Source organism: Aquitalea aquatica, assembly GCF_013911085.1.
In the GTDB taxonomy this organism is placed as follows: Bacteria; Pseudomonadota; Gammaproteobacteria; order Burkholderiales; family Chromobacteriaceae; genus Aquitalea; species Aquitalea aquatica.
In genome coordinates, this window is the sequence record NZ_JACERN010000004.1 from 1 (window position 1) to 22,582 (window position 22,582).

The following is a 22,582-nucleotide window of genomic DNA, read 5'->3' on the forward strand; positions in this document are numbered from 1 at the left end:
TGTTGCGCCAGAGGTAATAGCTGGCTTCCGAGAAGGCGTATTTGCGGCACAACTGTGCAACAGGCATGCCGGCTTCTGCCTCGCGCAGGAAGCCGATGATCTGTTCTTCGGTGAAACGTTTCTTCATATCCAATCTCCATGTGGGGTTGATTGGACTCTAAAGTCACGTGCTACTCAATACCGGGGGGACGTCGTGGGGACCTTCGATTTTGCTTGACTTCATCATCAAGCACTGTGTGATGTCTCTTTAACGCGACATTTTTCTCTCGATAAGTGTTTTTACGTAAAATGATTTGTATGTCATTGTTTTTTATGATTAGGAATGACGGAAATTTAAAGGGTTAAGTGAGTGTAAGCACATTCGCATGGTTAGGGGGACGTGATGGGTGGAATGGTTGTTTACATTTCTTTACAATGCAGGCTCGATAATAATATTTGATTAACCATTTTTTTAGGATCAATACTCGTTTCAGTAGCTATCTTTTTGAAACTGGTTTATACGCGTGGAAACACTACTGACTACGAATTCTGTTTCTATCTTGCTGGTATCGCTAGGCTGAGCAAAAGTCATATGTAGATACTTTGTGGTAGAGCAACTGGCCCTTGGTTATTCCTGCTGCAGTATTGGAATTGTTTTAATAGGTAAAGGCTACTTTGGCAATTGTAGGTAAATTTAGGCAATTCTAAAGTCAATCACGAGTAGGACATATTTAATGACCAGTGACTTGTCATTGCAACTGATGTCTCAAATGGCTTGGATGGCGTTGGCTATTTCTGGTCCTATTTTATTTTTCAGTCTGGCTATCGGAATCTTGGTTAGTGTTATTCAGGTCGTCACGCAAATTCAGGATGCATCACTGGCCTTTATCCCCAAGCTGCTAGCTGTGTTTGTAGCTTTTTTGCTATTTGGTCCTTGGATGTTGAAGTCGCTGGTCAATTATGCGTCCAGCGTGATCGGTAGCATTCCGTCATTGTTTTGAAGCCATTCAATGAGATTTCCGTTGGATATCGGTTGGCTGTATGCGGTTTTTTTATTATCAGTGAGATTGGCACCGGTGCTGATGCTGACGCCAGTGATAGCTACTGCCAACGTACCTGGCGTGGTGCGTGGTTTGCTGGGTTTGAGTTTGGCGGCGCTGATGGCTTATGGCCTTGAGATTCAGTTGATGGTGCCCACGAACGGATGGGTGTTGGCCGGGCAGGCGCTGACAGAATTGTTTATCGGTGCACTGCTTGGCTTTGGTGTGCAGTCTGCATTTGGTGCGCTGGCGTTCGCCGGGCGTTTGCTGGATACCCAGATCGGCTTTGGCTTATCCAGTGTAATCAATCCTATGACTAAGCAGTCTAGCTCGACGATAGGACTGTCGTTTGAGGTGTTGGCTGTGGCCTATGTATACGCGGTAAGCGGTCATCACATGTTGCTGCAGGTGATGGGCTTTCTGTTGGAAAGCCTGCCAGTGGGGCAACCGGTCAGTCTGATGCTGGCAGAGCGGGCGGTGGGGCAGTTTGGTGTGGTGTTTTTGCTGGCGCTGTCTTTGGCTGCGCCATTGTTGATCTCGCTATTCGCCATCGATGTGGGTGTGGCGCTGATGTCCCGCTCAATGCCTCAGTTCAACGCTTTCGTGATGGCAATGCCGGTGAAGGTGAGCGTGGGTTTGGCTTTGTTGGTTGTCATGCTACCGCGACTGGGCAGTTTTTTTGAGCGCTGGTTGGCCTCGATACTGGATTACCTGGTGGCTTTTGGAGGCTAGACGGTGGAGGAACAGAACCGATCAGAAGAGGCGACACCACATAAGCGTGAAGAGGCGCGCAAGAAAGGGTCGGTGGCTCGCAGTCAGGATGTGTTGGGTGCGATGTCGGCGCTTACGCTGCTGTTGGTGCTGATGACCATGGGGGCGCGGATAGCCCAACATTGCTTGGGCATTTTCTCGGCACTACTGTCCCATGCCGGTGAATGGTCGTTTTCTCAGGTTGCATTGGTTGCCTGGATGCAGGATCTGGGCATAGAACTGTTCCGAACGTTGATGCCACTCTGGCTTCTACTACTACTGACTGCGGCAGTGACCGGAGCGGCTCAGGTTGGCTTGGTGTTTTCCACCGAACCATTGAAGCCAGACTGGCAGAAGCTGAATCCGCTTGAAGGTTTCAAACGTTTGTTAACGCTGCGTTCGCTGTTTGAGGCGGCCAAGTCTTGCGTCAAATTTCTAGCGTTCTCGCTAGTTTTATACGGAATTATCCGCAGCATGCTTCCCGACTGGATGCTGTTGGCAGGAGCAGGGGCAGGACGGGTGGCAAATGCCATCGGAGCTGCCCTTCTGCAAGTATTGCGCTACATGGCGTTGGCCATGTTGGTGGTGGCTGCGGCAGACTGGCTGTTTGTGAGGCGGACGCTGAACAAGAAGCTGAAGATGTCTAAGCGTGAAGTAAGAGAAGAGTACAAACGCCGCGAGGGAGATCCGCGGATTAAGTCGAAGTTGAAGGAAATTCGGCTGCAATTTCTGCAAAAGACGCGTTCTGCGTCTCGGGTGAAAGAGGCAGATGTGCTTGTGGTGAATCCGCGCCATTTGGCGCTGGCTATCCAGTACAAGCGGGGCGAGATGGCTGCGCCTATGCTGCTGGCGAAAGGTGCAGGTGAGATGGCGTTGAAAATGAAAGAAACAGCTAGGCGGCATGGCGTGCCAATCTTGGTAAACAAGCCTCTGGCGCGTGGGCTGTTTCGTGATGTGGATGTGGACGAGTGGATTCCTGACGATTATTTCGGTCCAGTGGCAAAGGCGCTTGTCTGGGGATTTCGAGTGAAGAAAAGCTGAGCCGCTCAATTGAGATTGGTCTTGCAAGGGCGGTTAGATGAGTAGTTTGATCAAGTTGTTCAAGGAGGGGGCAAATGTTTCGATCATCTTGCTGATGGTCTGCATTTTGTTTGTCCTTTTCACACCGGTTTCGCCAAGAGTGCTGGATGCACTGCTGTTGGGCAATTTCAGCTTGGCGTTGTTTGTGCTTCTGCTCACGTTTTACGTGCGCAAGCCGGTGGATTTCTCCACCTTTCCTTCTGTATTGTTGATTGCAACACTGTTGCGCTTGTCGCTAAACGTGTCGGCTACCCGCCTGATCCTATCTGATGGCGAGGCTGGTCGTGTGATTGGTGCCATCGGCTCTTATGTGGTAGGTGGCAACTACGTTATCGGCGTAATTGTGTTCTTGATCCTGGTGGTGGTGCAGTACGTAGTGGTGACCAGCGGCGCACAGCGTGTAGCTGAAGTAGCTGCACGTTTCACGCTGGATAGTATGCCGGGACAGCAGATGAGCATAGACGCTGATCTGAACATGGGGTTTATTGATCAGGCTGAGGCGCAGCGCCGCCGCAAGGGATTAGAAAAGGAAGCTGGCTTCTACGGAGCGATGGACGGTGCCAGCAAATTCGTAAAGGGTGATGCCGTTGCCGGCATCATCATCATGCTTATCAATGTAATAGGCGGTTTCGCGGTAGGTGTGGCACAGCACGGCCTGCCCTGGCTGGAGGCGTTGCAGACCTACACACTGTTGACCATTGGCGATGGCATCGTTACCCAGGTTCCGGCGCTGGTGATCTCGGTGGGCACCGGTATCATCATCACCCGCTCTGCATCAGATGACAGACTGAGCAGCGAAGTGCTCGGTCAGTTCGCTGCTTATCCCAATATTCTGTTAATGCTGGCCTGTGCATTTTTCCTCATTGCGTTCCTGCCTGGACTGCCGGCCTTGCCCGCACTGCTGCTCGCGGCGATGTTCCTAGCCGGCGGCGTGCTGCTGCGCAAAATCCGCAAGCCGGAAAACGATGGCGAGGACGCGTCCGCCGAGAAGGAGGGCGATGCGGCTGGCGATGTGTCTCTATACGACGAATTGAAGGTGGATCTGCTGTCTATCGAGCTGTCGCCAGAGCTGGCACCGTTGATGGGGCAGGGCGGCAGCATCCTGCTGGAGAGGATTTCCCTGTTCCGCAAGCAGTACATGCTGGATTCAGGCTTGGTGTTGCCCAAGGTGAAGGTAAGGGAAAGCAAGGCGCTGCACGACGGCGCCTACCAGATTCATCTGCAAGGTGGCAAGGTGGGCGAGGGGCACCTTGAACCGGGGTGCTGGCTGGCCATTCATCCGGGTGGAGAGCGTGCCAAGTTGGAAGGCAAGGCCACAACTGATCCCGCCTACAACTTGCCGGCGATATGGATTCAGGATGTTCAGCGCAGCCGGGCGCGCGAATCAGGCTACACGGTAGTGGACACCGCGACCGTGTTCATGACCCATTTCTCGGAAATCGTCAAACGTCAGTCGGCCGCGCTGCTGACCCGCGACGAGGTGGAGCGGTTGGTCCAGCACCTACGGCAAAGCCAGGAAAGCCTAGTGGACGAGTTGGTGCCGAACGTGATGACGCTGAGCGACATTCAGAAGGTGCTACAGGCACTGTTGCAGGAGAAAGTCTCCATCCGTCGGCTGGATACCATTTTGGAAGTGCTGGTGGATGCGGGACGGGTCGGCAAGGACGTGGATGAGCTGACCGCACGGGTGCGCCAGCGGCTGGGTAATGTGATTTGTGCGCCACTGGTGGATGGCGATGGCGCGCTGCATGTGATCACACTGGATGGCGGGATCGAACAAACGCTGTACGACGGCTTGCGCCGCACAGAAGGCGGTGTGTCGTCATTGGTGCTGGACCCACGCTTCGCCGAGCAGTTGTTGAAGAAGGTGCTAACCGAATCGGAGAAAATGGCGGGTGCCAACCGCATGCCGGTGGTGCTGTGCGCGCCGGAGGTGCGCGCCAATCTGCGCAAGCTGACAGAACGAATGATTCCTCATCTGCATGTGCTGGCGCTGAGTGAGGTGCCGCCTGGCGTAGGGCTGAAATCCTTTTCCGCAGTAACGTTTTGACGGGATGGCGAGATGAGCGAATTGATGAGAGTGTTGGCGGCATCGATGCAGGCCGATGTCAACCGGGTGAACGCTGTGGCGCACAACATGGCCAACAGTAATACCGCCGGCTTCAAGCGCCAGTTCACGCTGGGCGGGGATTTGCAGTCCGGTCCGCTGGCCGACACACGGCAAGGTGCGCTGAGCCGAACCGGTTCGGATATGGACCTGGCGATAGAAGGCACCGGCTACTTTTCTACTTCGGAAAACGGCAAAAACTATGTCAGCCGTGGTGGTGCCCTGCGGCTGGATAGCCGTGGACGGCTGGTGCTGACGCAGTCTGGCTTGCCGCTTGAAGGCGAGCAAGGGGAGATCTTTCTGAAGCCCGGCGCGTTCCGGGTGGATGACCGCGGCCAAGTGTTCCAGGGCGAGCAGAGTGTCGCCCGCATCAAGTTGGTTTATCCAGCCAAAGATGCGTTACTGGAGGCGGCGGGCAATGGCTTGTACCGCGTAAGCGGCGCGATGGCCGATCCCAAGGATCTGGGCGGTGCCGGGCGGTTGCGGCAAGGGTTTCTGGAAATGTCCAACGTCAACTCCACCCGGGAAATGGTGGAGATGATGGAGGCGACGCGGCATTTCGAGTCGGTGCAGAAAGCGGTGCAGGGCATGGACGCCGTCTGGGATAAGGCATTGAAGACCCTGGGCGAATTTTGAAGGCATTGAAGTAAGGATGAAATCGTGATTGACGCACTGTACGTGGGGGCGACCGGCATGGCGGCCCAGCAAGGAAGCCTGGAGGCAGTGGCCAACAACTTGGCCAACATGAACACGCCAGCATACAAGCGTTCGCAGGCGGTGTTCGATGACCTGATGTATCGCGAGACGGTGCAGCAGGTGGCGGCCCAAGGCGAAGCACCCGGTGTCGTCAGGCAGGGTCTGGGCACCCGACTGAGTGCGGTGGAAAAGGTATTCAGCCAAGGCGACCTGCGCCCGTCAGAGTCGGATTTCGACGTAGCGATCAATGGCGATGGCTTTGTTGCCGTCAGCAATCCTGATGGCTCGCTGGCCTATAGCCGGCTGGGTTCGTTGCGCGTCAGCGAGGATGGCTTGTTGCAGTTGCGCAGCGGTCAGGCGCTGGACCCCGCCATCACTCTGCCGAAGGATGCCCGTTCGCTCAAAGTCGGTGAAGACGGCCTAGTTTCTGTGGTGACTGCGGATGGACAAACCTTGGAGCTTGGCAAGATCGAATTGGCCATGTTTGCGAATCCAGCTGGATTGAAGCCCGTGGGCGAAGGTCTGTACCTGCCTACCGAGCAATCCGGAGCAGTGCAGATGGGGCGGGCTGCGGAAGATGGTCGCGGTAAGCTGGCTCAGAAATATCTGGAAGGCTCCAACGTGAAGATGGCGGACGAACTGGTCAACATGATGCTGGCCCAACGTGCCTTTGAGGCGAGTTCCCGCATTATCCAGGCTGCGGATGAAATGCAGTCCATCACTAATAATCTGCGCCGCAATTGATACGCGCGCTGCTGCTGGCCGCATGGGCGGGGGCCGTCGCGGCGGAGACGCTGCTCGTTCCCTCTTCGATCGAGGTGGAGGGGCGGTCAGTTAGCCTAGCGCAATTGGTAAGCGGACCTGACGCCGAGGACTGGCGCTCTCCAGCCGCAGCTAAAGTGTTGATCGATGATTTGCGGGCAGGCGAAACGCGGTACATCCTCGGAGCGCATTTGCAGGCGGTCTGGCAGATGGTCTTGGGCACAGGTGCCCAGCGCTGGTTGCTGCAGGCTCCCGAGCGGGTGAGTGTGACGCGAAAAGCAGGTGTGCTGGGGGCGGAGCGGCTGGCTCAGGAGGGCGAAGCAGCGCTTAGGGCGCGGTTGGGCGGCTTCTGCGCCAAAACTGTGTTGCGTCTAGAGGCCTTACCGAATTCGGCGATGCTGCCGCGGCAGGGTGCCAGCATCGTCGCCCGCCTGTCCCCGCAACCGGGATTGGCACGGCGAATGGCTGTGTGGCTGGATGTGTTCGAGGGGCGGCAGCTCTATGGCAGTTGGCCGGTCTGGTTCGAGGTTTCGTGCGAGCGAACCGTTGTGCGGGCGCGGCGGGATATCACCAAGGGCGAGGCGCTGGGCGTGGGCAATGTGGAGCAAACTATTGCCGATGCCGCTGATGGACGTGTGTTGTCCGGTTTCGAGAAAAAGATCGCCGCGCGGGCGCTGGCCGCAGGCAGCGTGTTGCGGGAGACGGATGTGGCTCCCGCGCCGCTGGTGCGCAAGGGCGGGAGAGTCGTGGCCCGCTTGAGCAGCGGCGCGGTCCGGCTGGAGCTTGAAGCGGTGGCGATGGAAAATGCCGCGATGGGCGAGGTGGTGTACGCCAGACGTCCCAAGGAGCAGGCAGTTTTCAAAGCTCGGGTAGCCGGGGCCGACATGGTGGATGTGTTGTGAAAATAGGCTGTGTGATAGGGCCGGAGTAGAAATGAACAAGAACACGTGGTGGGGCCGGATCTTGCAGGGTGGTGCGTTGCTGGTGCTGTCCGTCTCAGTGGCCCAGGCTGGCGAGCGCATCAAGGATCTGGGGCGTTTCGGCGGCTGGCGCGATAACCAGCTGATAGGCTACGGCTTGGTGACGGGCTTAGCTGGCAGCGGCGATAGTCCGCGCAGCCAGATGACCCAGCAGTCGCTGGCCAACATGCTGAAGCAGTTCGAGGTCAACCTCGGTCCGGATCAGCTCAACAGCCGCAACGTGGCTGCGGTGATGGTGACGGCGAACATGCTGCCTTTGCTGGAGCCGGGCGCTCGGGTGGACGTCACGGTGACTTCGGTCGGCGACGCCCGCAGTCTACTAGGCGGCAGCCTGCTACAGACGCCGCTGAAAGGCAGCGATGGTCAAGTGTATGTGCTGGCTCAGGGCGCCTTGTCTGTGGGTGGCTACCGTTACGATAGCAACGGCAATATGGTGCAGAAGAACCATCCTACCGTCGGTCAGATTCCGGCGGGCGGCATCGTTGAGCAAGCTGTGGCCACCAGTTTCGTCCGCAACAATATGGCGGAATTTCTATTGTCTTCCCCGGACTTCACCACTGCCGAGCGTGTCGCGAAGGCGATCAATCACAGGCTGGGCCGCAACGTCGCCAGCCCCCTCGGTGCAGGTAAGGTCGGTATTCGGCTTAGCGGCGAGTCCTCCGCCAGCGTGACTGACTTACTCAGCCAGATTGAGGCCATCGAGGTGACGCCGGATGAGCGTGCCAGGGTGGTCGTGAACGAGCGCACCGGGACAGTTGTGGCCGGCGGCAACGTGATGTTATCTGCGGTAACCGTGGTACATGGGGATTTAAAGATATCTGTCGAAACTGACTATCTGGTATCGCAGCCACCGCTGGCGCTAAGTGGAAGTCGTGAAGTGAGAACGGCCGTGGTACCGCAGACGAGGATCACTGCTCAGGAATCGCTGCTTTCGGGCATCAGCCTGAAGAGCAGTTCGACTATTGCGGATCTGGTCGCAGCGTTGAACCGAATCCGCGCCACGCCGCGCGATGTAATCGCAGTGTTGCAGGCGGTGCGTTCCGCTGGCGCGCTGCATGCGGAACTGGTCATTCAATAAATCAGGACGGAATATGCAAATCGGTTCGGTAAGCAATGTTGTGACGCAGGCGCTGGATGGCCTGACACTGCGCCAGCAGGTGATTGCTCAGAACATCGCCAATCTCAATACACCGGGTTATACCCCGTTGCGGGTGGAGTTCGAATCCACATTGCAGGGAATGGAAGGCGCGGCCCCCCGTATCTTGCCTGATACGCGGATTGCTTTGATGGGTAGTCCGTCAGGGGCGGCGGCAGAGCTTAGTCGCCAAGTTTCGCAGTTAGCAGATACCGCGCTACGTTACCAGACCCTGATCAAGGGCATCAATAAACAATTGGCCATCATGCAGCTGGCGGTGTCGGATGGGAGACGCTAAGTGGGCGGAATCTGGCAATCATTGGCCATCAGCCAAAGCGGTATGGAAGTGGAGCAGCTCCGGGCAGAAGTTGCTGCCCGGAATATTGCTAACGCTAACGTGACGAGCGCCCCGGGCATGCCCCTAGCCAAGCCGCTTCGAGTGATGGTGCAGCAAGTCGGCGTTGGCTTCGGACAGGCGTTGTCGCGTGCTGAGTCCGACCAGACGCCACTGGGTGGCGTGCGTGCCGTTGTTGTGGAGTCTGATGCTCCGGCACGCAAGGTGCTGGATCCATCCAGTCCGCTAGCCGACGCGCAGGGCTATGTGCAGTACGCTGGAGTGAATACGCTGGAGGAAATGTTCGCGATGACGATGGCTGTGCGCTCGTACGAGGCGAATGTGACGGCGTTCAACGCCGCCCGCTCAATGATGCAGAAAGCATTGGATATAGGAGGTAAGCAATGATAGAGGCCATTGCCGGCAGCGCATTTGCCGATTCGCTGTCTTCCGCTGGGGTGATCAAGCCGGGGCCAGCCAGCGGTTTCGAAAATGTGCTAACCCAGTTGGAAAAGTCGGAAAACTCGCTAGGGACCTTGCTCAACGATGTCGCGACCGGGCAGGCGGGCAGCCTGCATCAGGTGATGTTGAAGATGGAAGAAACCCGTATGCAGTTTGAACTATTCATGCAGGTGCGAAACAAGGTTCTCGAAGCCTACCAGGAAGTTATGCGGATACAGGTGTGACATCTAGGTGAAAATTTTGATTGGATAGGCAGACGATGGTGGATTTTATCAAGGCGCTCTGGCAGCGCTCTTCAGTAGCAGGCCGTGCATTTCTGTTGGTGGGGATAGTCGCAGTTGTAGTCATACCGGTTGGCGCGTATTGGTGGATGAGCAAGGCGGATTACCAGGTTTTGTTCTCCGACCTGGACGCTCGCGATGCGGCCAATATTGTAGCTGCGTTGGAAAAACAGAAGACGCCTTATGTCCTGTCCGACGAGGGTAAGACCATTCAGGTTGCAAAGGACGCGTTGTACAAGACGCGGATGAAACTGCTGAGCAGTGGCTTGGACCTGAAGGGTTCGGTCGGCTTCGAGCTGTTCAACAATGCCGAATTCGGCGTGACCGAGTTCGCTCAGAAGATTAACTTTCAGCGCGCGCTGCAGGGCGAGTTGGCGCGCACCATCATGGGTTTCGACGAGGTCCAGAACGCCCGCGTCCACTTGGTGTTGCCCGAGGGCGGCATGCTTCGCAAGCGCGGTGCCAAGGCCAAGGCCTCAGTTTGGGTCACGCTCAAGGGCGGCAAGAGTCTGCAGCAGGAGCAGGTAGCCGGGGTGCAGCGCCTAGTGGCCGCCTCGGTGCCAGAAATGGATGCTGCCGCTGTCACCGTGCTGGACCAGCGCGGTGTGGCGCTGTCCGCGCGCGAAGCCGGCGAGGATGGTGTGACCGGCGGAGACGCAGGTTTGCAGCTCAAAAAGGAAACCGAGGTCTACTTGGCCGACAAGGTGATGCGGATTCTGGATACCGCCTTGGGGCCGAATCAGGCTGCGGTCAGCGTGGATGTGGCACTGGATCTGTCTTCTCAGAAGCTGACGCGAGAGTCGGTGGTGGGCAATAGCGGTGACAAGGGCGTGCTGGTGCGCAGGCGCGAGCAATGGCAAGGGGACGGTGTGGATGCCGGCCATGCATCCCAGGCGATTCCACCAATGGGTGGCGCGGGCGGCAATAAGTCGCTCGATTCCGAATACCAAGTTGGCCGTGAACTGAAGCAAACCAGCATGGCCAGCGGCGCGGTCAAGCGCATCAGCGTTGGTATCATCACCAATGCCAGCTTGTCCGACAGCGCGGTGGAGCGCTTGCGCGAAGTGATCGCTATGGCCATTGGCCTAGAAAGCGGCCGCGGCGATGGCATCGCTTTCTCGGTGATGGACAATGTGCAGGCAGTGGCCGCGCCGCAGGGGGAGACTAAGAAGCCAGCTGAGCCAGAGGTCGGGAACACCTCGCTGGACGCAGGTCCGGCTGTCTGGTGGGCGGCTGTAGCGGTGTTACTGGTTCTGGGCGCAGCGGTGGGTTGGTCGCTGCGCCGCCGTACGGCCAGGAAGACGCTAGACGAAGCGGAGCGCGATCGCTTGCTGCGTCAAGTGCGGAGCTGGCTGGTGGAGCAGCCGGAGGGTGGCAAGTGATGGTGGCGGAGCAGAATAGCCTGCGCGCGGCGCTGGCGGTTTCCGCGCTGAGTGCTGATGACCGCAGTTGGCTGGAGTCCCGGCTATCTGAAGACGAGCGCGGCCGGCTAGACCTGGCATTGTCACAGCTGGGCGAGCGGTCGCTGGCGGAGCAGGCTGAGGCCATAAGTCAGCATGCAGACATGGTGTTGCAAACGGGCGAGCAGCAGCTTGCGGGCCGCATCGGAGCGTTGACGGCGGCGATCGCGGCGGAGCCGGCCTGGTTGCAGACCGCCATTGGCCATGCCTTGGGCACAGAACTGCGCGGCCGCGTGCTCGCCTTCATGGAAAGCAGCGAGACGTGGAGTGGCCGCGCAGCAGAATTTCGCCGCAGCTGGGCCAGCAATCCGGAGGGCGAAGCGCCGGCACTACGTGCGGCGCTGTTGGTCGGTTTGGCTGCGTCGAGCGCGCTTGTATCCAACGTAGAGCCTGATGTGCCCATCGACGTGGGTGGAGATCGTCCCGCTTGGCCCAGCCTGCGGGCCTGGCTGAAGAAGGCATTGGCATGAGCGATATTATCCGCAGCCCCCTGATCCGTTCCCGGCCGGAGGCACAATCCAGCGGTGGTTCTCAGGCGGCTGCGCCGCGGATGGCGCAACAACCCGAAACGGCTCGCCCGGTAGATACCGAGGCGGAAATCCGAGCGATGCGAGCCAAGGCGATGGCCGAGATAGAGGCGATGTGCGCCAAGGCCAAGGCCGAGTGCGACGCGATGCGGGCCAAGGCCAGTGAAGAGGGTTACCGAGCTGGCATGGCGAAGGCGGAAGCGGGCATCCGCGATCAGCTGGGCCAGGCGGCTCGGCAGGCTAAAGCCTTGTTGGCCTCGATGGCAGAAGGCCGTGCCCAGATGTTGGGAGAAATGGAAGACATGGTGGCCCCGGTGGTATTCGAGGCATTGATCCGCGTGGTCGGCGACATCCCACAATCGGCGGAACTGGTCCGTGCTGGTGTGAAACGGGCATTGAATGAGGTGGTTGGCCGGGAGCCGGTGTGCGTTCGCCTGCATCCGGCAGACGCGGCTTTGATTGATGCAGACGGAGAGGTGGCCAGCGATGCCGGCTGGCAAATCCGCGTGGTAGCCGACGACTCTTTAGTGCGAGGGGGCTGCATAGTCGAAACCGTCCATGGTGATATTGATGCTCGCTGGTCTACACAGCTGACACGCTTGCATCGGACTTTGCGCGAGGCCAGCCAGGTATGACGCTTAAGCTCGAGCGGCTGCTTGACGCGGTCAGGTCTGCGGACTTGGTGGAGAAGGTTGGCTATGTCAGTCGCAAGGTGGGCTTGTTAGTAGAGTCCAGAGGGCCTGCCGGGGTCGGTCTGGGCGATTTGTGTCATATCGAGATGTCCGGCGGGCGTCCCCATGTGTTGGCCGAAGTGGCCGGCCTGGATGACGACCGCCTGCTGCTGATGCCTTATGGCTCGGTGGACGGACTGCTGCTCGGCAGCCGGGTGGTATCGGCGGAGCGGGCATTTTCCATCCCGGTGGGCGACGGTTTGCTTGGGAGGGTGGTGGACGCGTTCTGCCGGCCGCTTGACGATAAGGGAAGAGTGTCAGGGGAGGCTTGGCGGCCGGTGCGTAGCGCGCCGATTCCGGCGCTGAAGCGCAGCCGCATTGATCAGGCGATGGAAACCGGTGTCAGGGCCATAGACGCCATGCTGACGATAGGCTATGGCCAGCGACTTTCCATCATGGCAGGCAGTGGCGTAGGCAAGAGTACTTTGCTGGGCATGCTGGTGCGCAACTGTGTCGCTGACATCGTGGTGGTGGGTTTGATCGGCGAGCGTGGACGGGAAGTGTTGGAGTTCCTCGAAGAAAACCTCGGCGAAGCTGGCCTGGCCCGTTCGGTAGTGGTGGTGGCGACGGCGGATGAGCAGGCGCTGGTGAGAGAAGCGGCGGTGCTGAGCTCGGTCACCATCGCCGAGCATTTCCGCGACCAAGGCAAAGCCGTGTTGCTGATAGTGGATTCGCTGACCCGCTACGCGATGGCGCGACGCGAGATCGGCCTGGCGACCGGCGAGCCGGCTACCTCGCGCGGCTACACCCCGTCGGTGTTCTCCGAGCTGGCCGGCATGCTGGAGCGCTGCGGTACCCGCAAGGACGGCGGCTCCATCACCGGGCTGTTCACTGTGCTTGTGGAGGGCGATGACATTCATGATCCTGTGGCGGACAGCGTGCGGGGCATTGTGGACGGCCACATCGTGCTGTCCCGCGATCTGGCCAATGTCGGCCACTTCCCTGCGATCGATGTGCTGGGCAGCGTCAGCCGCCTAGCCTCCGTGTTAGCGACCGAGGAGGAGCTGGCGCTGATGCGCAGGTGCCGGAAAACCATGGGCTTGCTATCGAGTAGCAAGGATTTGCTGGAGTTGGGTGTATACAAGCCGGGCGGTAATCCAGATCTGGATGACGCGCTGGAGCGCAAGCCGAGTCTGGAGAGCTTTTTACGGCAAGGCACCCATGAGCGCAGCGAGCGAACAGTGGCCTTGGAGCAGCTTGTGACGGTGCTGGGAGGACGCTGATGCGGAAGTTTCGGTATCGGCTTGAGGCCTTGAGGCGGTTTCAGGAATCGTCGCTGCAGCCGTTTAGACAGGCCCTGCAAGAGGCCGAGTACAGATTGGCGTCCGACCGAGTCGCCATGCGCAACGCAGAGTTTGAGGTTGTTAGTTGTGAGCGAACGTTGCCGGCCCTGGTTGGGAACCAGATGCTGTATCTGTCCGCGCTGAGTTTCATCCGGGAGCTGCGCCTGCGTTGCCAGCAACTGGCGCACATCGTCGAGGCTTCGGAACAATTGAGAGAGCAGGCGATGGCTGCTTTGCTGGAGGCTCAAGCCCGCTTGCGCCAGTTTGAGAAACATGAAGAAAGGCAGCGCGCGTCGTGGATGGCCGAGGTCCAGCGCGGCGAATACCGTGAGCAGGACGATGCGTGGCTGCAGCGCCGCATGGGGGGATATTTCGTATGAATGTCGGATGGTTAGAGATGGAACGGCGCGGCACGGCACCGGGTTCGAAGCAGGACTCATTGGATGAACGGTCTGGACGGCAGTGGCAGAGGCAACTGGACGATGAGTTGGCAAACCACAGTGTGTGCCGCGCGATCGCGCTTGGCGGTGAGGCGCTTTTCCATCCAACTCCGGAGCACGGCAGCGCGACAGCGGCGGGGAAAGATAATGTGGATTTTACTCCGTCTCCTGACGAGTCGCGGGCGCAAGTCGTAGGTGCCGACCAAGGGTCTTTGGCTGGGCAGGCGCTGGCTTTCTGTTGGCAGCCGGCTGTGGCGCTAAGCGCGGCGACCCCGTCTCATGGTTTTCCTGGCGCGCCGCTTGAGCTGGCTGCGCGGACGGAGGATGCAGACTCTGCCGAGCAGATCTCGCTGGTGCACGGTGCTGAAACCATGCTCCGTTCTTGGCTCAAGCCCTGCAAGATCACGGTATTCGTCGATCTGGGTCAGCTCAGAGTGTGGGTGCGGGACGCGCGGATGGATGTGGGAGAGGCGAAGGAGCTGGGCCAGCGGTTGGAGCGTTACGTCAGGGAGAAGGGCGGACGTTTGGCGATGCTGGCCGTTAACGGAGCGGTGGTGTTCGGCGGTGCTGCCGGCTTGAACGTTTTGAAACAGAGGTGAATATGGCGACAACAGGTTTGGGTATTTCCGGCAGCGACAATATCGCGCAGACGCGGGGCATTACCCAGCAGGATTTCCTGCGAATACTTTCCACGCAGTTGACCTTCCAAGATCCGCTGAAACCGATCGACAACCAGCAGTTCATGGCTCAGATGGCGCAGTTCTCGTCGCTGGAGCAGACGCGTATGTCCAACGAGAAGCTGGATACCCTGCTGGCGCAGCAGGCTGCGAACCAGTCTATCGGCCTGATCGGCAAGACAGTGGAAGTGCTGACGGCCAATGGCAATGTTGCAGGGCAGGTAACTACCATTTCCTTTTCCAGTGGCCAGCCGATGCTGACAGTGAAGGCAGCCAGCGGTGAACTGATGACGGATGTCGCGTTGACCCAGGTGGCTTTGGTGAGGGGGAATGCGACATGATAGACACCATGTTCGTCGGCCTGAGCGGCTTGCGCACCTTTCAGAAGGGGTTGTCCAACATTGGCAACAATGTGGCCAACCTGAACACCCCGGGCTTTAAGCGGACCTCACTGCAGTTCACCGACATGATGTATCAGTACGATGCGCAGGGAGGGCAAGGTGGACAGCATGGCCAGGGCGTGAAAATCGGGGTTTCCTCGACAGATTTTTCCGCGGGCGAGCTTCAGTCTTCGACCAATCCTCTAGACGTGGCGGTGGATGGTGCTGGTTTTTTCGTTTCCAAGAACGGTGAGCAGATCAACTACAGTCGTGTCGGGCAATTTGAGCTGAATGCCGACGGTGTTCTAGTCAGCCGTCAGGATAAGTCACGTATTCAGATGTTCGACCCTGCCAACGGCCTGTCCGACTTTGTCGTTGGGACGCTTCGTAGTCAGATGGCCAAACCTACGACTACGATCAAGTTTGCCGACAACCTATCCACAGGAGCGACCAGTAGCAGTGTTGAAACCAGTGTTTACGACAAGGATGGCACCCAACGCCAGTTGAAGGTCAGCTTCACAAGCAATACTTCAGCCACGCCGCGAAGCTGGAAAGTAGAAGTACAGGATACCGTGGCACAGAGCACGGTGGGCAGCGGCGAGATTCGTTTCGATCCTGATGGCTCTCCTTCCTTTGCATATAACCAGCTGTCAATGAAGCTGAAAAGCTCCAGCGGTGGTGAGTCAGACCTGAAACTGTTTTTCGGCCAGCCGGGTTCCATTTCCGATACGACGAGTCTGTCCGGTGGTACATCTTCGACTATCCGGGTTGCCAGTCAGGATGGTTATGGAGCCGGTGCGCTGACCAAGCTGACCTTCGACAGCGAGGGCAAGGGCCAGATCAGTTATTCCAACGGACAGACCGCAGTTGCGGGGCGTCTGGTGCTGGCCTGGTTCTCCCAGCCTGATCATCAACTGGAGCGAGCTGGCTCAGGATATTACCGTGTCCTAGCCGGCCAAAGCCCGGAATACGGTGTGGCCGGTAGTGGTGTGTTCGGCAAGGTCGCTGGAGGCAAGTTGGAGCTTTCCAATGTCGAGCTATCGTCTGAGTTCAGCGACATGATGATTACTCAGCGTGGCTATCAGGCAGCCTCGCAGCTCATTTCTGCGGCGAATGAGATGATGCAACAGGCACTGCAGATGAAAGGTTCCCGATGAGCGGTGTGCTGCCGTTTCGACTTTATACGCAGAAAGAGCTGAACATTGTTGAAGCGGTTGTCGGTGAGCGTTACGAGACCTGGCTGCTCGAGTGGGGCCTAGTGGATAGAGAGGTCCAGGTATCTGTCAGTCCGGTCTCGCTAGCGGATGTTTCCGCCGCAAAATGGCTGACGGCAGGTGTGGATTGGCCAGCCATGTCAGGTCAGCCGGGCTTCTTCGGTTATGTTTGTTTTGATTCGGACAGGAGTCGTGCTGCTATCGAATCATCTGGCCTGGCTGTGTCGGTTACGGGAGCGGCGCAGGATGCGCTGGCCGCGGCAGTCGTCGGTAAGGTGGCTGCTCCTGTCTTCGCGGGCCTGAAGGAGGGGGGGCAACTCGATCCGTTATTCTTTGCGACTGGTGCGTTGCGGGTGGCTCTGTGTTACGGCGATCAGATTTTGAGCGTTCTGTTGACCGAGGAGCAGGTGGCTCGCTTGTTGCCCAGACAGGCATTGCCTGTAGTACTTGGGCCGGTATCACTGAGTTCGCTGCCGATAGATGGCCAAATCGACTTGGAAGTAAGGGCGTCTCCCGCGCAGTTCTCTATAGAAGATTTGGGGTCTTTACAGCCCGGTGATGTGATTCGGCTAGATCAGAAAGTGGGGGTGGCGTTCGATCTGTGCCTTCAAAGCGGTGGCCTGCTTGGGCGTGTGCAATATGGGTTGTATCAGGGGAAACCATCGGTCAAGGTCTTTCGAGACGACAAAATAATTAACAAGAGGTGAAGAGCATGAGCAAGGAAGTGGAAATCTTCAGCCCCCCACAACTGGACGGGAAAATCGAGGCCGGTGCGGTAGGCTTGTTGCAAGGTCGGATGGAGTTGTTGAAAGAAGTACAGGTGCAGTTGGAAACCCGAATAGGGTCCTGCCGCTTGAGCATCGCGGAGCTGGATGCCTTGAAGGAGGGAGCAGTGCTGACTCTGGATAAAGCACCCGGTGATACGGTGGAGATTCTGTTGGGTAAGCAGGTTGTGGCACGAGGCAGTCTGGTTGTGGCTGGAGACTGTTTCGGCGTTCGCATCGAGCAGGTCGCGCAGCTTTCCGCTTGAATGGCAAATGAAATGAGATATCCAATGCAACTGCTGTATGCCTTGGTGCTTGGTTTGTCGGTATTGAGTGGCGATGTTGCCAGTGCTCCTTGCCCGCAAGGCTCATCCGCTCCGGTGTGTGGTGCTTCAGTTTCCGAGCCCATCCATGCACCTTTGCGGTTTCGCAAGGAGCCAGCTGTCGGCACCGCAGCCTTGCTAGGTCCTTATGAAATTCTGGGTGGCCTTACCCTGATTGGCGCGGCTGCATACTGGTGGCGGCAGCGTTATACGAAAGGGCTACGAGTAGCGGGCGGGGAAGGTATCCACTTGCTTGCCAAGCGTAGGCTGTCGGCGAAGTCATCGTTGTATGTGATTGAGCATGGAGGGCGGGAAATCATGTTGGCTGAAAGTGAGCGTGGTATCACTGTCATCCGGGACGATTCGAAGTCATGAATAGATTGCAAAAACTGATGTGGCTGGCTGCCTGCTGGCCGGTGGTTGCCGATGCCAAGGGGCAGATGGTGGACGTCGCTTTGAATGGAGCAGGCATGGGCCAGGCGGTCAATATCATCCTGGCGTTGACATTGGTCGCGTTGTTGCCCGGCATGCTGGTGGTGATGACCTCCTTTACCCGAATCATCATCGTTTTGTCGATGCTGCGTCACGCCATCGGCATGCAGGAAACTCCGCCAAATGTCGTACTGATCATGCTTGCGGCTTTTCTGACTCTGTTATCGATGGGCTCAACCTTCGAGCAACTGGACCAGAAAGTTGTTACGCCGCTTTACGAGCAAAATATGCCCGCATCGGTAGCCCTCAAGCATGGAGGGGCCATCATGAAAGAATACATGGTAGGCCGAACTCGTGAGCAGGACATGAACTTTGTACTCAGTCTCGCAGGCAAGGATATACCCGAGGACGCAGAGTCAATTAGCGTAGTGCATGTGGTCCCGGCCTTCCTGCTGAGTGAGTTACGACTGGCTTTTCAGATTGGCTTCGTAATTTTTCTGCCTTTCCTGTTGGTGGACATTATTGTTTCCAGCGTGCTGATGGCGATGGGAATGATGATGGTACCACCGGTGTCCATCGCCTTGCCAATTAAGGTTTTGATGTTTGTATTGATCGATGGTTGGACCCTGGTCACCCGGGCAGTTCTGTCAGACAGCATGTGACCGGAGATGCCTGTCATTGAGCCAATACAGGCCGTAGGCACCGTTTGGGAGCCAGGTCCCGAGGAGACTGATGGCTCGTCTCAGCGCGAGACATTGATTGAGAGTCACCTTCCCTTGGTACGCATTTTGGCAGCCCAGATCTTTGCGAAACGGATAGGTGATAGTTTTGAATTCCACGACCTGTTTCAGTGGGGGGTGATAGGCTTGCTGGAGGCGGTAGAACGGTATCGTTCCGATAGCGGTGTCATGTTCAAGACCTATGCGGAATACCGAATCCGGGGAGAGATATTAGATAATCTGGCCAGTACCTCGGAAGTGGCCAGTCAGATGTCAGCTCGCAAGAAAATCTTGCGTGAGCGGGCGCAGAATCTTGAGGTCGATGATGATGCTTCTGACCCGTTTGAGATGCTGAAATCATTGTCTATTGGCTTTGCTATCGGATTTATGCTTGAGGATAGTGGCCTGTTCCAGGCGGAGGTTGAACCCGAGGGGCAGGATCTTGCTTACCAGTCCTTAGAGCTCAAACAGTTGAAGCGTAGTTTGCTGATTCATCTGCAATCCTTATCCGTAGCACAGCAAAAAGTGCTCCGCTTGCATTATCTGCAGGGTGTCCCATTTGTTGAGATAGCCGGTCTTCTGGCCGTGAGCAAGGGCAGGGTTTCCCAGTTGCACAAGGAGGGACTGGCGGCTTTGCGTGGCTATTTGGCAGGTGGCAAGACTGGAGAAGGATAGTTTCCACAAACGGCTAAACTTTCCTGCCAAAAGCGGGATAAGACTGTGAGAATGACGACGATTTTGAAACGAGTAGGAGCTGGCGATATCGCCGCATGCTTCCTTATGAAATAGAAAGACTGATTATGTCTTGTTGTGCCAGGATAGTGCCGTTACTGGCGTTGGCATTGGCCGCGTGTGGCAGTGTGCAACCCAAGCCGCTGGTGTCTGGACCGACGACTGCATCCCCCCAGTCAGTGCTCAGGTTGCAGCCAACTCCTGGTAGCCTGTACCAACCAGGGCAGTATCGTTCATTTTTTCGTGATGACATTCCTTCTCGCATTGGCGATAGCCTGACTGTAGTGATTCAGGAGAGAGCCAGTTCCAGCCTCTCGGCAGAATCCAAGGGAAGCCGCCGTACGGATATCGAAAACGGCCTGAGCGCAGATTTGGACACACCGTTCGTTAATCACATGTTCGGCTGGTCATCAGGCAAGAAATCCTTGTCTGGTAAACTAGGTGCTTCTGGTGGTGAGACGGTGGATGGCCGCGGTAGCCGCAGTAACAATAGCAGTTTTACCAGTTCAATCTCCGTAACTGTGGTGGATGTGCTGGCGAATGGTTATCTCAGGGTAAGTGGCGAAAAACAGGTGCAGATCAATGACGATAATGAGCAGATTCGTCTGTCGGGAACAGTGAATCCCCGTGATATCCAGCCGGGTAGCCTAGTGTCGTCGACCAAACTGACCGATGTGCGTCTGGAGCAGCAGGCTACCGGAAATCAGCGTCTGTTCACCACTCCGGGCTGGCTGACTCGTTTTTTCATGAGCGTGCTGCCGTTTTAACGTGATAATTTGTTGAACTGGAATCGTAATGAATTACGCAATGCTGGATCAGGAAGAGTTGTTTCGATTGGCAGTAAACGCCATAGAAAGTCAGCGGCATGCCGAAGCGGTTGTTCTGCTGAAACAAGGTGTTGTGAACGATGGTCAGGACGCCCGTTTGCATTATCTTCTCGGAGCCGAATACGCGCAAATCGGCATGCCAGACCGCGCGGTGGTTTCAATGGGACAGGCGGTGGCCTTGCAACCCACTTTAGTCATGGCAGTGTTTCAATTGGGCTTACTCTATTTGACTCAGGGGATGCCGGAGGACGCTAGGCGAGTGTGGTTGGGGTTGGACATTCTGCCAAAGGACGCGGCGTTGCAGTTGTTCCGACTGGGGCTGGAGCACCTGATCCGGAATGAGTTCGCCGAGTGTCGTGCGCTGTTGACTGAGGGCATTGTGGCGAATCAGGACGTCGTGGCGCTTAATATCGATATGGAACACATCATTCAACAGATCGATTCCCATGAAGCGAAGGCGGCCCAGTTGGTCAGCCAGGACAAGGAGTCTTCTGGCTCTACAAGCAGTCTATTCCTGCGTGGATACGTGGCATCCGGAGATGAGCAGCTGCATTGATTCCGTCTGCATACCCGAGGGGAAATAGATGGAGCCGATAGACAAGGCTGGTATTTTGCAGAGGCTGCTGGGCGGGAAGCCAGCAACCGGTAGCCGTAAATCGACGGTAGGGTACAAAGCTCCAGATGGTGAAAATAGAGCGCCCGCTGCCGCAGTTGCTCTGCACAAGCAAATCGTTGGCCAGTTGCGATCTATCGATTCAGCTTGGCCCGATGCTGAGCAACGTGCGCTAGAGGTGCATGTGCGCGCATTGCTCGCTCAGGAACTGGGTGTAGGTGCCGCATCGGATCCAGCTTTTGGCGGTTTGGTGGCAGATGTGGTGGAAGCCATACGGCAACATCCCAGATTCGAAACGCTCGCCGCCTATCTGCGGCAGCAATTGCAACAAGCTCATAAAAAATCATCATGACCGAACTAACTCAGCGGCTTCGCCAGCTACATGCTTATCTGGAGGCCGACCCGGCTAATATCCACTTATTGTTTGAACTTGCGGATCTCTATTTACAGTTCGGGCAGGCGCAAGCATGCGAAGAGGTTTTGAGCCGCTTGCTTGCGGAGGATCCTGGACACTTCGGGGGGCGCTCTCTCGCCGGGATTTGCCTGATGAGGCAAAACCACTTGGATGATGCCATTGCGGCCTTTGATGATTTACGAAGAGAGGGATGGGAGGAGCCTGCACTGTTCTACAACTTGGCATATGCGTTACTGTTGCAGGGACGTTATGCCGAAGCTGAAATTTATGCAGCAAAGGCTGCGTCGCAGCGGGATATTTTACCGCAGGCCGGGCCTTTGTTCGCGCGCGCGCTGCATTTTCAGGGGAAGGTAAACGAGGCCGTTGCGGCGTGCGAGCAAGCCTTGAGCGAGCATCCAGAGTGGTTGCCGATGTATGGCCTACTGGCAACGTTGTATCTGGATCAGGAAAATTTTGCGGCTGCGGAGATTGTTGCGCGCCAAGTACTCGATGTTGTGCCAAAGGACCCAGATGCGGCGACTGTGATGGGTATGTTGTCTATCAGCAAACAAGATCTAGACGTGGCTATCCCCATGTTGGACCAAGCATGCACTAGCAGGCCGAATTCCAGCCGAGCTTTGATGGGGCAGGGTCTGGTGTCGATGTTGCAGGGTGATTTGAAGAAGGCGGAGCTCAGAGTTAGCGAAGCCTTGCAGTATATGCCAGGGCATGTGGGGAGCTGGCATGTGCTCGCATGGTGCCGGATTTTGCAACAGCAACCATCTGCAGCCAAAGAGGCGCTGTTAGAAGCTTTAAGGCTGGATCGGAATTTTGCTGACACGCATGGTGGCCTAGCTATTGTTGCGATTATGGAAGGCAAGATGGGAGAGGCTCAGAAGTCTGTGAAGCGCGCTTTGGGTTTGAATCCAAGCAGCTTCCCAGGGTTGTATGCGGAAAGTCTTATATTTCAAGCGGGAGGACACCCGATACAGGCGCAAGCAATCTATGGAAAATTGATGGAAAGCTCTGTTTTACCGGATGGAACCAGTTTACAACAGGCCGTTGCCCGGACGGTGGCGCTGTCACCATTTGGAAAAGATACGCCTGCAGGTTGAGGTTGTTTTGCAGGAATCGTAGCCGCCTCATGTAATGCATGTGGCGGTTTTTTATTGATGTAATGTTTTCTATTCCTGATGAAGGTTTTTGTTGGGCTAATGATTTGCTCATTAGAATTTTTTATGGGGCGGAATTTTTAATTTTTTGATGGTGGCTAAACTGTTTAGGAAATCCAGAGATAAGACTGTTATGTCGATTTAAATATTTCTGGAGGATGTCATGGTTGCAGTGGTATCGAATTCAGGTCTGGGTCTGCTGGGTGGGTCGCTGTCGGCACTAGGGGGGCAGGGGCAACTGGGCCAGGCCGAATTCGGGCGCGGCGGCGAGCGCGTCTACGTCAATGC

General features: G+C 56.9%; 29 protein-coding genes. 28 read left to right on the plus strand and 1 reads right to left on the minus strand.

Annotation, left to right across the window (positions count from 1 at the left end; translation table 11 throughout):
- On the minus strand, nt 1-127 hold a 127-nt coding region (locus H2Z84_RS01615), incomplete at its 3' end, for a transposase (RefSeq protein WP_181834419.1).
- 586 nt (nt 128-713) lie between these two features.
- Between H2Z84_RS01615 and H2Z84_RS01620 the strand changes: the two genes are divergently transcribed.
- From H2Z84_RS01620 to H2Z84_RS01755, 28 genes are all read left to right on the plus strand, one after another.
- Nucleotides 714-980, plus strand: coding sequence for a flagellar biosynthetic protein FliQ (locus H2Z84_RS01620; protein WP_181834420.1), 267 nt, complete (start codon nt 714-716; stop codon nt 978-980).
- A 9-nt stretch (nt 981-989) separates the two neighbouring features.
- Nucleotides 990-1,751, plus strand: a complete 762-nt coding sequence (locus H2Z84_RS01625) for a flagellar biosynthetic protein FliR (RefSeq protein WP_181834421.1) — start codon at nt 990-992, stop codon at nt 1,749-1,751.
- A gap of 3 nt (nt 1,752-1,754) precedes the next feature.
- Nucleotides 1,755-2,810, plus strand: a complete 1,056-nt coding sequence (locus H2Z84_RS01630) for an EscU/YscU/HrcU family type III secretion system export apparatus switch protein (protein ID WP_181834422.1) — start codon at nt 1,755-1,757, stop codon at nt 2,808-2,810.
- 94 nt (nt 2,811-2,904) lie between these two features.
- Nucleotides 2,905-4,899, plus strand: coding sequence for a flagellar biosynthesis protein FlhA (locus H2Z84_RS01635; RefSeq protein ID WP_258869256.1), 1,995 nt, complete (start codon nt 2,905-2,907; stop codon nt 4,897-4,899).
- 12 nt (nt 4,900-4,911) lie between these two features.
- Nucleotides 4,912-5,592, plus strand: a complete 681-nt coding sequence (locus H2Z84_RS01640; RefSeq protein WP_181834424.1) for a flagellar hook-basal body protein — start codon at nt 4,912-4,914, stop codon at nt 5,590-5,592.
- Between the two features lie 24 nt (nt 5,593-5,616).
- Nucleotides 5,617-6,396: a flagellar basal-body rod protein FlgG gene (flgG, locus tag H2Z84_RS01645; RefSeq protein WP_181834425.1), complete on the plus strand. Its 780-nt coding sequence runs from the start codon at nt 5,617-5,619 to the stop codon at nt 6,394-6,396.
- Between the two features lie 155 nt (nt 6,397-6,551).
- A complete protein-coding gene (gene flgA / locus H2Z84_RS01650) occupies nt 6,552-7,316 on the plus strand; it encodes a flagellar basal body P-ring formation chaperone FlgA (RefSeq protein ID WP_181834426.1) in 765 nt (254 codons plus the stop codon).
- A 31-nt stretch (nt 7,317-7,347) separates the two neighbouring features.
- The gene (locus H2Z84_RS01655) at nt 7,348-8,472 is read left to right on the plus strand and encodes a flagellar basal body P-ring protein FlgI (protein ID WP_181834427.1); all 1,125 of its coding nucleotides are present in this window, start codon (nt 7,348-7,350) and stop codon (nt 8,470-8,472) included.
- A gap of 13 nt (nt 8,473-8,485) precedes the next feature.
- Nucleotides 8,486-8,827, plus strand: coding sequence for a flagellar basal body rod protein FlgB (locus H2Z84_RS01660; RefSeq protein WP_181834428.1), 342 nt, complete (start codon nt 8,486-8,488; stop codon nt 8,825-8,827).
- The gene (gene flgC, locus H2Z84_RS01665; RefSeq protein ID WP_181834429.1) at nt 8,828-9,271 is read left to right on the plus strand and encodes a flagellar basal body rod protein FlgC; all 444 of its coding nucleotides are present in this window, start codon (nt 8,828-8,830) and stop codon (nt 9,269-9,271) included.
- The gene (gene fliE / locus H2Z84_RS01670) at nt 9,268-9,549 is read left to right on the plus strand and encodes a flagellar hook-basal body complex protein FliE (RefSeq protein ID WP_181834430.1); all 282 of its coding nucleotides are present in this window, start codon (nt 9,268-9,270) and stop codon (nt 9,547-9,549) included. Before flgC ends, fliE begins: the two co-directional genes overlap by 4 nt.
- Nucleotides 9,550-9,584: 35 nt before the next feature.
- Nucleotides 9,585-10,988, plus strand: a complete 1,404-nt coding sequence (gene fliF, locus H2Z84_RS01675) for a flagellar basal-body MS-ring/collar protein FliF (protein WP_181834431.1) — start codon at nt 9,585-9,587, stop codon at nt 10,986-10,988.
- Nucleotides 10,985-11,536, plus strand: a complete 552-nt coding sequence (locus H2Z84_RS01680; protein WP_181834432.1) for a hypothetical protein — start codon at nt 10,985-10,987, stop codon at nt 11,534-11,536. Before fliF ends, H2Z84_RS01680 begins: the two co-directional genes overlap by 4 nt.
- Nucleotides 11,533-12,228, plus strand: a complete 696-nt coding sequence (locus H2Z84_RS01685; RefSeq protein ID WP_181834433.1) for a FliH/SctL family protein — start codon at nt 11,533-11,535, stop codon at nt 12,226-12,228. Before H2Z84_RS01680 ends, H2Z84_RS01685 begins: the two co-directional genes overlap by 4 nt.
- A complete protein-coding gene (locus H2Z84_RS01690) occupies nt 12,225-13,547 on the plus strand; it encodes a FliI/YscN family ATPase (RefSeq protein WP_181834434.1) in 1,323 nt (440 codons plus the stop codon). Before H2Z84_RS01685 ends, H2Z84_RS01690 begins: the two co-directional genes overlap by 4 nt.
- A 182-nt stretch (nt 13,548-13,729) precedes the next feature.
- Nucleotides 13,730-13,987, plus strand: coding sequence for a hypothetical protein (locus H2Z84_RS01695; protein WP_181834435.1), 258 nt, complete (start codon nt 13,730-13,732; stop codon nt 13,985-13,987).
- Nucleotides 13,984-14,646 (plus strand): hypothetical protein, encoded by a 663-nt coding sequence (locus tag H2Z84_RS01700; RefSeq protein ID WP_181834436.1) that lies wholly within the window; start codon nt 13,984-13,986, stop codon nt 14,644-14,646. The genes H2Z84_RS01695 and H2Z84_RS01700 overlap by 4 nt, the downstream gene beginning before the upstream one ends.
- Nucleotides 14,647-14,648: 2 nt before the next feature.
- The gene (locus H2Z84_RS01705) at nt 14,649-15,065 is read left to right on the plus strand and encodes a flagellar hook assembly protein FlgD (RefSeq protein WP_181834437.1); all 417 of its coding nucleotides are present in this window, start codon (nt 14,649-14,651) and stop codon (nt 15,063-15,065) included.
- Nucleotides 15,062-16,261 carry a flagellar hook protein FlgE gene (locus H2Z84_RS01710; RefSeq protein ID WP_181834438.1) on the plus strand — a complete coding sequence of 400 codons (1,200 nt, stop codon included), beginning with the start codon at nt 15,062-15,064 and terminating at the stop codon, nt 16,259-16,261. Before H2Z84_RS01705 ends, H2Z84_RS01710 begins: the two co-directional genes overlap by 4 nt.
- On the plus strand, nt 16,258-17,025 hold the full coding sequence (locus H2Z84_RS01715) for a FliM/FliN family flagellar motor switch protein (protein WP_181834439.1): 768 nt from the start codon (nt 16,258-16,260) through the stop codon (nt 17,023-17,025). Before H2Z84_RS01710 ends, H2Z84_RS01715 begins: the two co-directional genes overlap by 4 nt.
- Before the next feature lie 5 nt (nt 17,026-17,030).
- Nucleotides 17,031-17,348, plus strand: coding sequence for a FliM/FliN family flagellar motor switch protein (locus H2Z84_RS01720; RefSeq protein WP_181834440.1), 318 nt, complete (start codon nt 17,031-17,033; stop codon nt 17,346-17,348).
- A 24-nt stretch (nt 17,349-17,372) separates the two neighbouring features.
- Nucleotides 17,373-17,780: a hypothetical protein gene (locus H2Z84_RS01725; RefSeq protein WP_181834441.1), complete on the plus strand. Its 408-nt coding sequence runs from the start codon at nt 17,373-17,375 to the stop codon at nt 17,778-17,780.
- Nucleotides 17,777-18,499: a flagellar type III secretion system pore protein FliP gene (gene fliP / locus H2Z84_RS01730; RefSeq protein WP_220272659.1), complete on the plus strand. Its 723-nt coding sequence runs from the start codon at nt 17,777-17,779 to the stop codon at nt 18,497-18,499. Before H2Z84_RS01725 ends, fliP begins: the two co-directional genes overlap by 4 nt.
- A gap of 6 nt (nt 18,500-18,505) precedes the next feature.
- Nucleotides 18,506-19,231 carry a sigma-70 family RNA polymerase sigma factor gene (locus tag H2Z84_RS01735; RefSeq protein WP_181834442.1) on the plus strand — a complete coding sequence of 242 codons (726 nt, stop codon included), beginning with the start codon at nt 18,506-18,508 and terminating at the stop codon, nt 19,229-19,231.
- Between the two features lie 95 nt (nt 19,232-19,326).
- Entirely contained in the window at nt 19,327-20,055 is a 729-nt protein-coding gene (locus H2Z84_RS01740; protein WP_181834443.1) for a flagellar basal body L-ring protein FlgH, read from the plus strand.
- 28 nt (nt 20,056-20,083) lie between these two features.
- Nucleotides 20,084-20,671, plus strand: coding sequence for a tetratricopeptide repeat protein (locus H2Z84_RS01745; protein WP_181834444.1), 588 nt, complete (start codon nt 20,084-20,086; stop codon nt 20,669-20,671).
- 28 nt (nt 20,672-20,699) lie between these two features.
- Nucleotides 20,700-21,080: a hypothetical protein gene (locus tag H2Z84_RS01750; RefSeq protein ID WP_181834445.1), complete on the plus strand. Its 381-nt coding sequence runs from the start codon at nt 20,700-20,702 to the stop codon at nt 21,078-21,080.
- Nucleotides 21,077-22,237 (plus strand): tetratricopeptide repeat protein, encoded by a 1,161-nt coding sequence (locus tag H2Z84_RS01755; protein WP_181834446.1) that lies wholly within the window; start codon nt 21,077-21,079, stop codon nt 22,235-22,237. Before H2Z84_RS01750 ends, H2Z84_RS01755 begins: the two co-directional genes overlap by 4 nt.
- Nucleotides 22,238-22,582: the final 345 nt, after the last annotated feature.